General features: G+C 71.5%; 14 protein-coding genes. 7 read left to right on the forward strand and 7 right to left on the reverse strand.

The features are described from left to right. Positions 1–132: 132 nt before the first annotated feature. Complete coding sequence (locus J2X63_RS00365; RefSeq protein ID WP_309972733.1) at positions 133–738, reverse strand: TetR/AcrR family transcriptional regulator; 606 nt, start codon at positions 736–738, stop codon at positions 133–135. Positions 739–815: 77 nt separating this feature from the next. Between J2X63_RS00365 and J2X63_RS00370 the strand changes: the two genes are divergently transcribed. After that, entirely contained in the window at positions 816–1,541 is a 726-nt protein-coding gene (locus J2X63_RS00370; protein ID WP_309972735.1) for an MBL fold metallo-hydrolase, read from the forward strand. Between the two features lie 6 nt (positions 1,542–1,547). On the opposite strand, the gene J2X63_RS00375 is transcribed toward J2X63_RS00370, so the two are convergent. Continuing rightward, positions 1,548–3,155 carry a carboxyl transferase domain-containing protein gene (locus tag J2X63_RS00375; RefSeq protein WP_309972737.1) on the reverse strand — a complete coding sequence of 536 codons (1,608 nt, stop codon included), beginning with the start codon at positions 3,153–3,155 and terminating at the stop codon, positions 1,548–1,550. A 103-nt stretch (positions 3,156–3,258) separates the two neighbouring features. Here J2X63_RS00375 and J2X63_RS00380 point away from each other — a divergent pair, with 103 nt between their 5' ends. Genes J2X63_RS00380 through J2X63_RS00390 form a run of 3 tightly spaced genes read left to right on the forward strand, consistent with a single transcriptional unit; the run spans position 3,259 to position 4,886 of the window. Continuing rightward, positions 3,259–3,972 (forward strand): TetR/AcrR family transcriptional regulator, encoded by a 714-nt coding sequence (locus J2X63_RS00380; protein ID WP_309972739.1) that lies wholly within the window; start codon positions 3,259–3,261, stop codon positions 3,970–3,972. Continuing rightward, a complete protein-coding gene (locus tag J2X63_RS00385; protein WP_309972741.1) occupies positions 3,951–4,433 on the forward strand; it encodes a GNAT family protein in 483 nt (160 codons plus the stop codon). Before J2X63_RS00380 ends, J2X63_RS00385 begins: the two co-directional genes overlap by 22 nt. A gap of 24 nt (positions 4,434–4,457) precedes the next feature. Continuing rightward, positions 4,458–4,886 carry a cupin domain-containing protein gene (locus J2X63_RS00390; RefSeq protein ID WP_309972743.1) on the forward strand — a complete coding sequence of 143 codons (429 nt, stop codon included), beginning with the start codon at positions 4,458–4,460 and terminating at the stop codon, positions 4,884–4,886. Between the two features lie 42 nt (positions 4,887–4,928). Here J2X63_RS00390 and J2X63_RS00395 read toward each other — a convergent pair whose 3' ends face one another. From J2X63_RS00395 to pdhA, 4 genes are read right to left on the reverse strand one after another with little or no spacing between them, the layout of a single operon-like run. Beyond that, entirely contained in the window at positions 4,929–5,237 is a 309-nt protein-coding gene (locus J2X63_RS00395; protein WP_309972745.1) for a 4a-hydroxytetrahydrobiopterin dehydratase, read from the reverse strand. Between the two features lie 27 nt (positions 5,238–5,264). Then, positions 5,265–6,710: a dihydrolipoamide acetyltransferase family protein gene (locus J2X63_RS00400; RefSeq protein ID WP_309977744.1), complete on the reverse strand. Its 1,446-nt coding sequence runs from the start codon at positions 6,708–6,710 to the stop codon at positions 5,265–5,267. 5 nt (positions 6,711–6,715) lie between these two features. After that, positions 6,716–7,726 carry an alpha-ketoacid dehydrogenase subunit beta gene (locus tag J2X63_RS00405; protein WP_159606041.1) on the reverse strand — a complete coding sequence of 337 codons (1,011 nt, stop codon included), beginning with the start codon at positions 7,724–7,726 and terminating at the stop codon, positions 6,716–6,718. Beyond that, positions 7,723–8,871, reverse strand: a complete 1,149-nt coding sequence (gene pdhA, locus J2X63_RS00410) for a pyruvate dehydrogenase (acetyl-transferring) E1 component subunit alpha (protein WP_309972748.1) — start codon at positions 8,869–8,871, stop codon at positions 7,723–7,725. Before pdhA ends, J2X63_RS00405 begins: the two co-directional genes overlap by 4 nt. A gap of 166 nt (positions 8,872–9,037) precedes the next feature. Here pdhA and J2X63_RS00415 point away from each other — a divergent pair, with 166 nt between their 5' ends. The 3 genes from J2X63_RS00415 to J2X63_RS00425 all read left to right on the forward strand — a co-directional run bounded on the left by J2X63_RS00415 (position 9,038) and on the right by J2X63_RS00425 (position 10,426). After that, positions 9,038–9,496, forward strand: a complete 459-nt coding sequence (locus J2X63_RS00415; RefSeq protein WP_309972751.1) for an Lrp/AsnC family transcriptional regulator — start codon at positions 9,038–9,040, stop codon at positions 9,494–9,496. Between the two features lie 64 nt (positions 9,497–9,560). Then, positions 9,561–10,211, forward strand: a complete 651-nt coding sequence (locus J2X63_RS00420; RefSeq protein ID WP_309972753.1) for a helix-turn-helix domain-containing protein — start codon at positions 9,561–9,563, stop codon at positions 10,209–10,211. 2 nt (positions 10,212–10,213) lie between these two features. Beyond that, a complete protein-coding gene (locus J2X63_RS00425) occupies positions 10,214–10,426 on the forward strand; it encodes a hypothetical protein (protein ID WP_309972755.1) in 213 nt (70 codons plus the stop codon). A gap of 84 nt (positions 10,427–10,510) precedes the next feature. Here the strand turns inward: J2X63_RS00425 and J2X63_RS00430 are convergent, their stop codons facing one another. Then, positions 10,511–12,799: a polyribonucleotide nucleotidyltransferase gene (locus J2X63_RS00430; protein WP_309972757.1), complete on the reverse strand. Its 2,289-nt coding sequence runs from the start codon at positions 12,797–12,799 to the stop codon at positions 10,511–10,513. Positions 12,800–12,823: the final 24 nt, after the last annotated feature.

Below are 12,823 nucleotides of genomic sequence, written 5' to 3' on the forward strand. Positions count from 1 at the left end.
CCGATGCGTGCTCATGAGCATGACCATCCGCGCCTCTCTGCGACGTGCCTCGTGGGCTCACAGTTAGTGTGCACTAACTGAATCCGATGCTAGTGTCCGCTCACCGCAATGGCAAGCAGCGTCCGGCGGGCGTCAGCGGCCGAGGGCCAGCGCGGCGGCGAGGCGCGCGATGCCGAATTCGAACGCCCGGTCGACGTCGCCGCCCAGCCGGAACGCGCCCGCGAGTTCCATGCTGACGAAGCCGTTGGCCCAGGCCGTGATGGTGCGCGCCGCATCGAGCCGATGCTCGTCGCCGGCCAGGTCGCCCGCGACGCGCAGCACCGCCCCGCTCGCCTCGGCGAGCGCGGTGTCGGAGAGCCGGAGCTCGGCACCGGGACCGAAGATGAGGCGGTAGCCGGCCGGGCGCTCGTGGGCGAACGCGCGCACGGCCCTGGCGAGCCGAGCCAGCTCGGCACCCGGATCCGTGTCATGCGCCGGGTCGGGCTGATTCGCCGGATCGGCCGCGTCGTCGAGTCGCTCGCGGAGCTCTCCGAGCGTCGCCTCGGCGATGCGCGCGACGAGGTCGTCTCGGTTGCGGATGCGCTTGTAGAGCGACGGAGCGCGCACGCCCACTCGCTCGGCGACCGCCTGCATGGTGAGGCCGTCGACGCCGTCGGTCTCGAGCAGCGCTCGACCGGCGTCGACGATCGCCTCCAGCGAGGTCCGGTCGGGTGTGGGCACGGCGACTCCGATCGTCATTCAGCTATTGACCATAGCCATCATAGCTATGTAGCATAGCCATCGTCCACCCCTGGAACACGAGATCGGATCCCGCGATGCAACTGGCACCCTCACTCCACCGCATCGGCAACGACGTCGTCGCCGTCTACCTCGTCGACACCCCCCAGGGCGTCACCGTCATCGACGCCGGCCTCGCCGGCCAGTGGAAGGAGTTCACGGCCGAGCTCACCGCCATGGGGCGATCGGTCGACGACGTCCGCGGCGTCATGCTCACGCATGGCGACAGCGACCACATCGGCTTCGCCGAGCGACTCCGGCGCGACCACGGCGTGCCCGTCTTCGTGCACGAGGCCGACGCCGCGCGCGCCCGCGGCGAGGTGTCCACCAAGCCCGAGTGGGGCCACATGAAGGTCGGCGCCACCGTGGGCTTCCTGTGGTACGCGCTGCGCAAGAACGGCATGCGCACCACGCCGCTCGCCGAGGTGGTCGCCGTGCACGACGGCGACGTGCTCGACCTCCCCGGTGCACCCCGCGTGATCGGCATGCCCGGGCACTCCCCCGGCAGCATCGCCATCCACGTCCCCGCCGTCGACGCCGTGTTCGTCGGCGACGCGCTCACCACCCGGCACGTGCTCACCGGCGAACGGGGTCCGCAGCCGGCGCCCTTCACCGACGATCCCCGCGAGGCGATCGAATCGCTCCAGCGCCTCGTCGGGCTCGGCGCGACCTGGGTCCTGCCCGGTCACGGCACGCCCTGGAAGGGCGGGGTCGACGAGGCCGTGCGCGAGGTCACGCAGGCGGCCTCGGCATCCGGTTCCTGAACCCGGTCACATGCGGAAGAGGCCGAACCGGCGCTCGGGCAGCGGCGTGCGACTCGCGAGCTCGAGCGCCATGGCCAGCACGGTGCGGGTGTCGGCGGGATCGATGATGCCGTCGTCCCAGAGCCGCGCCGTCGAGTGGTAGGGGCTCCCCTGCTGCTCGTACTGCTCGCGGATGGGCGCCCGGAACGCCTGCTCGGCGGCATCCGGCCACTCCTCGCCCTTCACCGCCAGCTGGTCGCGCTTCACGGTCGCGAGCACGGATGCCGCCTGCTCGCCGCCCATCACCGAGATGCGGGCGTTCGGCCACATGAAGAGGAAGCGCGGCGAGTAGGCGCGCCCGCACATGGAGTAGTTGCCGGCGCCGAACGACCCGCCGATGACGACCGTGAGCTTCGGAACGCGGGTCGTGGCCACCGCGGTGACCATCTTCGCGCCGTGCTTGGCGATGCCGCCGGCCTCGGCGTCGCGGCCGACCATGAACCCCGAGATGTTCTGAAGGAACAGGAGCGGGATGCCGCGCTGGTCGCACAGCTCGATGAAGTGGGCGCCCTTCATTGCCGATTCGCTGAAGAGCACCCCGTTGTTCGCGACGATGCCGACCGGGTGGCCGTCGAGATGCGCGAAGCCCGTGACGAGCGTGTCGCCGTAATCGGGCTTGAACTCGCTGAACTCGCTGCCGTCGACGAGCCGGGCGATGACCTCGTGCACGTCGTACGGCTGCTGCACATCGACGGGCACGGCGGCCGTGAGGCCGGCAGGATCGACGACGGGCGGCCGCGACTCGCGGACCGTCCAGGCCCGCGTCGGCGGAGCGGGCAGCGTCGCCACCATGTCGCGGACGAGCTCGAGGGCGTGCTCGTCGTCGTCCGCGAGGTGATCGGTGACCCCCGAGATGCGGGAGTGCAGCTCGCCGCCGCCGAGCTCCTCGGGCGTGACGACCTCGCCGATGGCCGCCTTCACGAGCGGCGGCCCGCCCAGGAAGATCGTGCCCTGGTCGCGCACGATGACGCTCTCGTCGCTCATAGCGGGCACGTAGGCGCCGCCGGCCGTGCACGAGCCCAGCACGGCCGCGAGCTGCGGGATGCGTTGCGACGAAAGCTGGGCCTGGTTGTAGAAGATGCGGCCGAAGTGGTCGCGGTCGGGGAACACCTCGTCCTGCTTCGGGAGGAACGCGCCGCCGGAGTCCACGAGGTACACGCACGGGAGGCGGTGCTGCTCCGCGACCTCCTGCGCACGGAGATGCTTCTTCACCGTCATCGGGTAGTACGTGCCGCCCTTGACGGTCGCGTCGTTGCAGACGACCACCACCGGCCGGCCCTGCACGAGCCCGACGCCCGTGATGATGCCGGCACCCGGCGAATCGCCGCCGTACATGCCGTCGGCCGCGAGCGGTGAGAGCTCGAGGAACGGGCTCCCCTCGTCGAGCAGCCGGTCGACGCGGTCGCGCGGCAGCAGCTTGCCACGGGCGACGTGCCGCTCACGCGAGGACTCGGGGCCGCCGAGCGCCGCGGTCGCGAGCTTCTCGCGGAGTTCGCGAACGAGCGCCGCGTGCGCCTCGGCGTTGCGGCGCGCCGTGTCACTCGATGGGTCGATGCCCGTCGTGAGGGTCGTCATCCGCGCCGCCTGTCTTCGTCGACCGCGCGCCTCTTGTGCGGAGCACGGAATTTCGGTTAGTGTGCACTAACTCGATTCCCGATGTTAGCGAGCACCCACCGACATGGCAAGCACCCTCGACGAGGCCGGCACCGGCGCAGCGACGGCCCGCACGGCCGACGCCGCTGAGGCCGACGCACCGGCCGACGCCTCGAGCGCCGCGCCGTCCGACGGCGCCCTCGACGCCACGCCGCTGACCGAGCGCAGTCGGCAGAAGGCCGACCGTCGCGCCGCGATCCTCGGGGCCGCAGCCACGCTCTTCGCCGAACGCGGATACGCGGGCGTCACCATCGAAGACCTCGGCGCGGCGGTCGGCGTGAGCGGACCGGCCGTGTACCGGCACTTCCCCGGCAAGGCCGCCGTGCTCGCGGCGATCCTGCAGGGCGCCAGCCGGTCACTGCTCGACGGCGCCGAGAGGGTCCTCGCCTCCGCCGAGGAGCCCCGCGACGCACTGCGCGCGCTCATCCGCTTCCACGTCGACTTCGCACTCGGCGAGGCCGACGTCATCGTCGTGCAGGACCGCGAGCTCGGGCAGCTCGACCGCGGCGCACGCCACGAGGTGCGTTCGCTCCAGCGACGCTACGTCGAGCACTGGGTCGACACCCTCTCCCGACTCCGGCCCGATCGGGCCGAGGCGGAGCTCAGGTTCCGGGCACACGCCGCCTTCGGACTCCTGAACTCCACTCCGCACAGCGCCCGCATCCCTGGGCGCCGACCGGCCGACGGCACCATCCGCGGCATCCTGGAGGAGATGGCATGGGCGAGCCTCATGTCGTGACCCTGCGCGCGACCCGCGACGGGGATCTCGATGCACTCTTCGCGTTCGAGCAGGACGAGGCGGCCGTGCGCATGGCCGCCTTCACGCCGCCCGACCCGAGTGACCGCGCCACGTTCGACGCCCACTGGCGGCGCCTGCTCGCCGACCCGTCGGTCGACGCCCGCACGGTCCGGGCCGACGGCGAGATCGTGGGCAGCGTCGCGCGCTGGTATGAGGACGGCACCGCCGAGATCACCACCTGGATCGATCCGGCCCAATGGAATCGCCACATCGCGACGCGGGCGATGCGCCTCTTCCTCGACAGCCTGGGCGAACGACCGGTGCGCGCTCGCGTCGCCGCCGACAACGCGGCATCCATCGCCGTGCTCGAGAAGCTCGGGTTCGAGCAGGTCGGGACCGCGGTGAGCTACGCCAACGCCCGCGGCACCGAGATCGAGGAGCGGATCTACCGCCTTGGCTGAGCCCGCCGCCGCTACAGTGGCGGCGTGAGCGACTACGAGGTGCTGGAGATGGGCGGACTCGACGAGTGGCGCGGCCACTACGGCGGATTCCGCCCCGAGAGTTCGCGCGACGGCCGACGCGTGATCGACCACGACCTGACCATGCAGTACATCGGCATGACGGCCAACGCGCTCGAGCCGGGCGAGGAGGCGGGCTACTGGCACATGCACGCGCGCATCGAGGAGGTCTACGTCTTCCTCGGCGGGCACGGCCAGATGGGCCTCGACGACGACGTCGTCGAGGTCGGCGCCGGCACGGTCGTGCGGGTCGGACAGGGGGTGTGGCGCACCTGGCGGTGCGCGCCCGACAGCGCCGGGCAGTTGCGCTGGCTGTGCATCCGCGCCGGCGGCTCCGAGCTCCCGCACTTCCCCGACGACAGCACCCGCGACACCGAGCGCCCCGCGCCCTGGTAGCGGCACCGCCCCGGGCAACCCCGGCGGCCGGCGTCGACGGGCTCAGACGGGCTTCGCGCCCTGCTCGTCGGCGAGTTCGCGGATGCGTCGCGCGAGCGCCACGTCGCGGCTCGTCACGCCCCCCACGTCGTGCGAGCTGAGCTCGAACGCGATGCGCCCCCATCCGAGGTGCACGTCGGGGTGGTGGTCCGCGGCATCCGCCTCGAGCGCGACCGCGTCGAGCAGTCGCACCGCGCTCGCGAAGTCGGCGGTGCGGAACGCCCCGACGAGGTGGTCTTCGTGGGTGAACCCCGACCCGTCGAGTTCGGAGCCGGTCTCCGCCGGCGAGAGGATGACGCGCGGATCATGCATGCGCCCATCCTCCCGCCGATGCGGTGATCACGCCATGGTGAGGGCGAGACCCGGTTCGCGCAGGATGGCGCCGAGGTCGGCGAGGAATCGCGACCCCTGCTCGCCGTCGACGAGCCGGTGGTCGAACGACAGCGAGAGCGTCATGACCTCGCGCAGGGCGATCTCGCCGCGGTGCTCCCACGGCTGGCGTCGCACGGCGCCCATCGCGAGGATCGCGGCCTCCCCCGGGTTCAGGATCGGCGTGCCGGCGTCGATGCCGAAGACGCCGATGTTCGTGATCGACAGGGTGCCCCCGCTCAGGTCGGCGGGCTGCGTGCGCCCGGCACGTGCGGTCTCGGCGAGCGCGGCGATCGCGTCGGCGAGCTCGATGAGGGTCATCCGCTCGGCGCGCTTGACGTTGGGCACCACGAGGCCCCGGCCGGTCGCCGCGGCGATGCCGAGGTTCACGCCGCCGAAGCGCACGATCTCCTGGGCGTCCTCGTCCCAGCGGGAGTTCACCTCGGGGGTGCGACGGGCGGCGATGCACACGGCCTTCGCCACCACCGTGAGCGGCGTCACCTTGTGCCCCGCGAAGGCGCGATCGTCGCGGATGCCGCGGAGGAGCTCCATCGTGGCCGTCACGTCGATCGTGAGGAACTCGGTCACGTGCGGCGCGGTGAAGGCGCTGCGCACCATGGCGGCGGCGGTGTGCTTGCGCACGCCCTTGATCGGGATGCGAGTCTCCTCGAGGCCGAGCGCGTCGGCCCCTCCAGGCCCGCTCACGGCGGCGGCGTCGGCGACGCGGCCCTGGACGACGGCACCGGATGCCGCGGCCTCGACGTCGCCGCGGGTGATGAGCCCGCGGTCCCCCGTGCCGCTGACAGTGGCGAGGTCGATGCCGAGGTCGCGTGCGAGCTTCCGCACGGGCGGCGTGGACCGCGGTCGCTCGGGCGCGCCCGTGGACAGGTGGGACGGCGTCGTCGTGGCGGGCTCCCGGCCCCCGGCCACCGGCGCGGCGTCGAGGTCGGTGACGGTGCCGCCCGAGGCCGGCGGTTCGGGCACCAGGTCGGCGGCGAGGCTCGCGCGGCGGGCACGGCGCTTGGGGCCGCCCTCGTCGCGGGCGCCGTAGCCCACGAGGTTCGGCCCGGGGGCGGCATCCCGCTCGGGCTCCGACGCGGGCGACGCGGGCGCGACGTCGGTCGCCGGGGCGGCCGCGGACGCGGGGCTCGAGGCCGCGGCATCCGTCGCCGCACCGTCGCCGGTGTCGCAGGAGAACAGCGGCTCGCCGACGTTCACGGTCTCGCCCTCGGCGGCGTGCAGCGCGGTGATCACGCCGGCGTACGGTGATGGCAGCTCGACGACGGCCTTCGCCGTCTCGACGTCGGCGATGATCTGGTTCAGTTCGACCCGGTCGCCGACGGCCACGCGCCAGGCGACGATCTCCGACTCGGTCAGCCCCTCGCCGAGGTCGGGCAGCGGGAACTCCCGGATCATGCCGCTCACGCCTCCACCCCGCTCAGCGAGTTCGGGCGGCCGAGCACGCGGTCGACCCCGTCGAGGATGCGGTCGAGGTCGGGCAGGTGGTGCCGTTCGAGCTTCGCGGGCGGGTAGGGGATGTCGTGGCCCGTGACGCGCACGGGTGCGGCCTCGAGGAACTCGAAGCAGCGCTCGGTGACGCTCGCGGCGAGCTCGGCGCCCACGCCCCCCTGCTGTCCGGCCTCGTGCGTGATGACGAGGCGGCCCGTGCGACGCACCGACGCCTCGACGGTCGCGTAGTCGACGGGGGCGAGCGAGCGCAGGTCGATGACCTCGATCGAGACGCCGTCCTCGGCCGCGGCGATGGCGGCGTCTCGGGCCGTCTGCACGAGCGCGCCGTATGTCACGAGCGTGACGTCGGTGCCGGATGCCACGACCGAGGCGACCCCCATGGGCTTCGCGTCGGCCAGGCTCGCCGTCTCGTCGACCTCGCCCTTCACGTGATAGCGGCGCTTCGGCTCGAAGAACAGCACCGGGTCGTCGCTGGCGATGGCCTGCTGGATCATCACGTACGCGTCGGCGGGGTTCGAGCACGCCACGACGCGGAGGCCGGCCGTGTGCGCGAAGTACGCCTCGGGCGACTCGGAGTGGTGCTCTGCCGCGCCGATGCCGCCGCCGAACGGCACCCGGATCGTCAGCGGCATCCGCACGTTGCCGCGCGAGCGGTAGTGCAGCTTCGCGACCTGGGCGACGATCTGGTCGAAGCCCGGGTAGATGAACCCGTCGAACTGGATCTCGACGACCGGCCGGAACCCGCGGTACGCGAGGCCCACGGCGGTGCCCATGATGCCGGCCTCGGACAGCGGGGTGTCCACCACGCGGTTCGCGCCGAACTCGGCCTTCAGTCCGTCGGTGATGCGGAAGACCCCGCCGAGCGTGCCGATGTCCTCGCCCATGAGCACGACCTTGTCGTCGGCGGCGAGGGCGCGCCGGAGACCGGCATTGAGGGCCTTCCCGAGGGTGAGCGTGGTCATCGGGCGCCTCCTGCAGCACCGGATGCCGCGGCATCCGTCTCGTCGAACATGGCGAGGTAGCGCGCGTAGTGGTCGCGCTGGCGCGCGAGGTGCGTGTTGGGCTCCGCGTAGACGTGGTCGAACACGGTCATCGGCTCGGGGTCGGGGATCGTCGTGACGGCCGCGCGCAACTCGGCGGCGGCGCGACCGGCCTCGTCGGCGATGTCGCGCTCGAGGCCCTCGGTGTCGACGCCCATGGTGCCGAGGAGGGCGAGCAGCCGGCTGAGCGGGTCGCGAGCACCCCATTCGGTGAGCTCGTGGTCGGTGCGGTAGCGCTTGGGGTCATCGGCCGTGGTGTGCGGCCCGAGCCGGTAGGTGACCGCCTCGATGAAGGTCGGGCCGCCGCCACGACGGGCGCGGTCGAGCGCGATGCGCGTCGCGGCGAGCACCGCGAGCACGTCGTTGCCGTCGACGCGGATGCCGGGCATGCCGAACCCGTCGGCGCGGCGGGCGAGCGGCTGCTTGGACTGCAGGCCCACCGGCTCCGAGATCGCCCACTGGTTGTTCTGGCAGAAGAACACGACCGGCGCGTCGAAGCTCGCCGCGAAGACGAGGGCCTCGTTCACATCGCCCTCGCTCGTCGCGCCGTCGCCGAAGTACGCGACGCTCGCGGCATCCGTGCCCTCCCAGGCCGCGCCCATCGCCCAGCCGGTGGCGTGCAGCGCCTGGGCGCCGATGATGATCTGGGGCACGGCCATGCCGTGCTCGTACGGGTTCCACCCGGAGGAGGCGGAGCCGCGCCACACGGTGAGCAGCTCGGCCGGTCCGACGCCGCGGCACCAGGCCACGGCGTGCTCGCGGTAGCTCGTGAACACGAAGTCGTCGTCGCGCAGGGCGCGGGCCGAGCCGATCTGCGCGGCCTCCTGCCCGGCGAGCGGCGGCCAGAGTCCCAGCTCACCCTGACGCTGCAGAGCCGTCGCCTCGGCGTCGAGCCGGCGCACGATGGCCATGTCGCGGTAGAGGCGGCCGAGTGCGGCGGCGTCGACGTCGGCGACCCAGGGGTCGTGCTCGGCGTCGGCACGGCGCTCGCCGGCGGGGGTGATGAGCTGCACGAAGTGGTCGGGCCTGGTGAGGAGCCCGGTGGCGTCTCGGTCGGATGGGGTCATCGTCGATCCTCGCGTTCGGCGGGCCCGCCTCGTGAGCGGCCCGCGCCCGGCGACTCTGCCGGATACCGTGAGCGTACGTCGATCTGGCACTCAGCTCAAGTATGCGCGGACGCGTTGAGCATGTTGCCAAGTTGCCTCGGGAGTTCCGGTGCTATCGTGTGGCGATATGAACGGCTACGACGCGGTCGACCGTGCCCTGCTCATCGCACTGGCTGCCGACCCCCGGGCGACCGTCGTCGCGCTCGCCGACCGGCTGGCGCTGTCGCGCAACACCGTGCAGGCGCGGATGTCGCGGCTCGAGGCATCCGGCGCGTTCCTCTCGTTCGAGCGCAGCATCGACCCGGCCCCGCTCGGCTTCCCGCTCGAGGCGTTCGTGTCGGTGCACGTGCGCCAGAAGCAGCTCGCCGACGTGGTGGCCGAGATCGCCGGCATCCCCGAGGTGATCCAGGCGCACGGCCTGTCGGGCTCGGTCGACCTGCTCGTGCGCGTCGTCTGCCGCGACGCGCACGACCTCTTCCGGATCGACGGCGAGATCCTCGCGATCGAGGGCGTCGAGCGCACCGAGACCTCGCTCGCGATGGGCGAGCTCATCCCGTTCAGATTGGCGCCACTCCTCGGCCGCTGAGTTGCAAACGGATTTATGCAAAGAAATCCTTGCAAGGCTTTCTTTGCAGCGCTATCTTTGCAACATGAGCAAGGAACACGACGAGCTTCAGTCGCAGCCGAGCAGCCTCCGTCACCCCGGCGTCGATCACCTCATCACCACCGACAGCCTGAAGTCGCTCGCGCACCCGTTGCGCGTGCGCATCTACGACGAGCTCTCGGCGTACGGTCCGCTGACCGCGAGCGGTCTGGCCGAACGTCTCGGCGAATCGAGCGGGTCCACGAGCTACCACCTCCGCCAACTCGAGCGCACGGGCCTCGTCCGCGAGGACACGTCGCGCGGGAAAGGCCGGGAACGGTGGTGGGAGCGCACGCCCGGTTCCATCGCGATCCCCGACGCCCGGTCGCTGCCGCCGGGCAGCGCCGAGCGCCTCGCGGTCCGGCTCGTGGAGGACGAATGGCTCCGGACTCGAGACCAGAACTTCCACGAGTTCGTCTCCGAGGGCGACGCCGTCTTCGGCGATGAGTGGCTCGACATCGCGACGAGCGACACCATCAACCTGCGACTCACACCCGAACAGCTGAGCGCACTCGTCGCCGACATCGACGCGGTGCTGATGCGCTACATCGACGCCCACAAACGCACCCCGACGCCGGGCTCGCGCCCGGTGCAGATCCAGATCAACGCCTTCCCGCTCGTGCGCGGGGAGCCGACCGAAGACCCCTCGAAGGGATGACGATGAACACCGCACTCCTCTCCCCCAACACCGGCCTGGTGGCCGAGTGGGCCGTGCGCAGCGGTCTCAGCCTCGCCAGCTGGGGCCTGCAGCGAGCCGCCCGCCGCAACGACCGCGATCGCCTGTTGCGTCGCCTCGAAGCCCGGGCCGCCGCCGAAGCGGCGCTCGCCGAACGCGACGCGACGTTCCGGTCGTCGACCTACGGCCTGCTCTAGGCACGACCGGACGATCGCGGAGCGGAGACGACGGATGCCCCGCCCGAACGAATCGGGCGGGGCATCCGTCTGTGCAGCGGCGACCTACGCGTCGACCTCGGCACCCTCCGCGGGAGCGTCGGCGTGCGTGCCGGTCGCCTCGCGACCCTCGGTGTCGGCCTCCTCGGCCAGCACCGGGGCGAGCGAAAGCTTGCCGCGGTCGTCGATCTTCGTGATCTCGACGAGGATCTTCTGGCCGACGCCCAGCACGTCTTCGACGTTCTCGACGCGCTTGCCACCGGCGAGCTTGCGCACCTCGGAGATGTGCAGCAGGCCGTCCTTGCCGGGGAGCAGCGAGATGAACGCGCCGAAGGCGGCGATCTTCACGACCGTGCCCAGGAACTGCTCGCCGACCTCGGGGTTGGTCGGGTTGGCGATCGCGTTCACCTGGGCACGGGCGGCCTCGGCCGAGGGGCCGTCGGTCGCGCCGATGTAGACGGTGCCGTCCTCCTCGATGGAGATGTCGGCGCCGGTCTCGTCCTGGATCGCGTTGATCGTCTTGCCCTTCGGGCCGATCAGCTCGCCGATCTTGTCGACGGGGATCTGGACCGAGATCACGCGAGGCGCGGTCGGGGCCATCTCGTCGGGGCCGTCGATCGCCGCGTTGAGCACGGCGAGGATGGTCGTGCGAGCATCCTTCGCCTGCGTCAGCGCGCCGGCGAGCACTGACGCGGGGATGCCGTCGAGCTTCGTGTCGAGCTGGATCGCCGTGACGAACTCCGACGTGCCGGCGACCTTGAAGTCCATGTCGCCGAGCGCGTCCTCGGCACCGAGGATGTCGGTGAGCGCCGCGTAGCGGGTCTCACCGTTCACCGTGTCGGAGATGAGGCCCATCGCGATGCCCGCGACGGGTGCACGCAGCGGCACGCCCGCGTTGAGCAGCGAGAGCGTCGACGCGCAGACGGAGCCCATCGACGTCGAGCCGTTGGAGCCGAGCGCCTCGGACACCTGGCGGATGGCGTAGGGGAACTCCTCGCGCGTGGGCAGCACCGGCACGAGGGCGCGCTCGGCGAGTGCGCCGTGCCCGATCTCGCGACGCTTCGGCGACCCGACCCGGCCGGTCTCACCGGTCGAGTAGGGCGGGAAGTTGTAGTTGTGCATGTAGCGCTTCTTGGTGACCGGGCTCAGCGAGTCGATCTGCTGCTCGAGCTTGAGCATGTTCAACGTGGTGACGCCCAGGATCTGGGTCTCACCGCGCTGGAAGATGGCCGAGCCGTGCACGCGGGGCACGACCTGGACCTCGGCGTCGAGCGGACGGATGTCGGCCAGGCCGCGACCGTCGATGCGCACGCCCTCCTCGAGGACGCGCGAGCGCACCACGAGCTTCGTGACCGACTTGTAGGCGGCGGAGACCTCGGCGTTGGCCGACTCGGGCAGCTCGCCGCTCTCGACCTTGGCCGCGATCTCGGCCTTGACCCGCGACTTCAGCGCGTCGTCGGCGTCCTGGCGCTCGGTCTTGCCGGCGATCTGGTAGATGCCCTTGAGCTCCTCGTAGGCGGAGGCGGCCACGGCGTCGTACGTCGACTGCTGGTAGGGCGGGAACGTGGGGTAGTCGGCGGTGGGCTTGGCGGCGGTCTTCGCGACCGACTGCTGCGCCTCGACGAGCTGCTTGATGAAGGGCTTCGACGCCTCGATGCCCTGCGCGATGACCGTCTCGTCGGGCTTGACCCCGCCGGCCTTGATGAGGTTCCACGCGTTGTCGGTGGCCTCGGCCTCGATCATCATGATCGCGACATCCTGCGAGCCGTCGGCCTCGGTGACCACGCGACCGGCGACGACCATGCTGAACACGGCCTCCTCGATCTGCGAGTACTTCGGGAACGCGACCCACTGGCCGTCGATGAGGGCGACGCGCACGCCGCCGACCGGGCCCGAGAAGGGCAGGCCGGAGAGCTGCGTGGAGAGCGACGCGGCGTTGATCGCGAGCACGTCGTAGTACTCGTCGGGCTCGATGGCGAGCACGGTGACGACGACCTGGACCTCGTTGCGGAGGCCCTCGACGAACGAGGGGCGCAGGGGGCGGTCGATCAGGCGGCAGGTGAGGATCGCCTCGGTCGAGGGGCGGCCCTCGCGACGGAAGAACGAGCCGGGGATGCGGCCGGCGGCGTACATGCGCTCTTCGACGTCGATCGTGAGCGGGAAGAAGTCGAAGTGCTCCTTCGGCTGCTTGGAGACCGAGGTCGCCGAGAGCAGCATGGTCTCCTCGTCGATGTAGGCGACGGCAGAGCCCTGGGCCTGCTGGGCGAGACGGCCGGTCTCGAAGCGGATGGTGCGGGTGCCGAACCTGCCATTGTCGATGACGGCTTCGGCGAACGTGATCTCAGGACCTTCCAAGAGGTCTTCTCCTTTGTTTTACGT

The organism is Agromyces sp. 3263, assembly GCF_031456545.1.
GTDB lineage: Bacteria > Actinomycetota > Actinomycetes > Actinomycetales > Microbacteriaceae > Agromyces.

Bases quoted from the DNA above. Each gene is read 5' to 3' on its own strand.
- J2X63_RS00365 (WP_309972733.1), bottom strand. From the start codon at position 738: ATGACGATCGGAGTCGCCGTGCCCACACCCGACCGGACCTCGCTGGAG.
- J2X63_RS00370 (WP_309972735.1), top strand. From the start codon at position 816: ATGCAACTGGCACCCTCACTCCACCGCATCGGCAACGACGTCGTCGCC.
- J2X63_RS00375 (WP_309972737.1), bottom strand. From the start codon at position 3,155: ATGACGACCCTCACGACGGGCATCGACCCATCGAGTGACACGGCGCGC.
- J2X63_RS00380 (WP_309972739.1), top strand. From the start codon at position 3,259: ATGGCAAGCACCCTCGACGAGGCCGGCACCGGCGCAGCGACGGCCCGC.
- J2X63_RS00385 (WP_309972741.1), top strand. From the start codon at position 3,951: ATGGGCGAGCCTCATGTCGTGACCCTGCGCGCGACCCGCGACGGGGAT.
- J2X63_RS00395 (WP_309972745.1), bottom strand. From the start codon at position 5,237: ATGCATGATCCGCGCGTCATCCTCTCGCCGGCGGAGACCGGCTCCGAA.
- J2X63_RS00400 (WP_309977744.1), bottom strand. From the start codon at position 6,710: ATGATCCGGGAGTTCCCGCTGCCCGACCTCGGCGAGGGGCTGACCGAG.
- J2X63_RS00405 (WP_159606041.1), bottom strand. From the start codon at position 7,726: ATGACCACGCTCACCCTCGGGAAGGCCCTCAATGCCGGTCTCCGGCGC.
- pdhA (WP_309972748.1), bottom strand. From the start codon at position 8,871: ATGACCCCATCCGACCGAGACGCCACCGGGCTCCTCACCAGGCCCGAC.
- J2X63_RS00415 (WP_309972751.1), top strand. From the start codon at position 9,038: ATGAACGGCTACGACGCGGTCGACCGTGCCCTGCTCATCGCACTGGCT.
- J2X63_RS00420 (WP_309972753.1), top strand. From the start codon at position 9,561: ATGAGCAAGGAACACGACGAGCTTCAGTCGCAGCCGAGCAGCCTCCGT.
- J2X63_RS00425 (WP_309972755.1), top strand. From the start codon at position 10,214: ATGAACACCGCACTCCTCTCCCCCAACACCGGCCTGGTGGCCGAGTGG.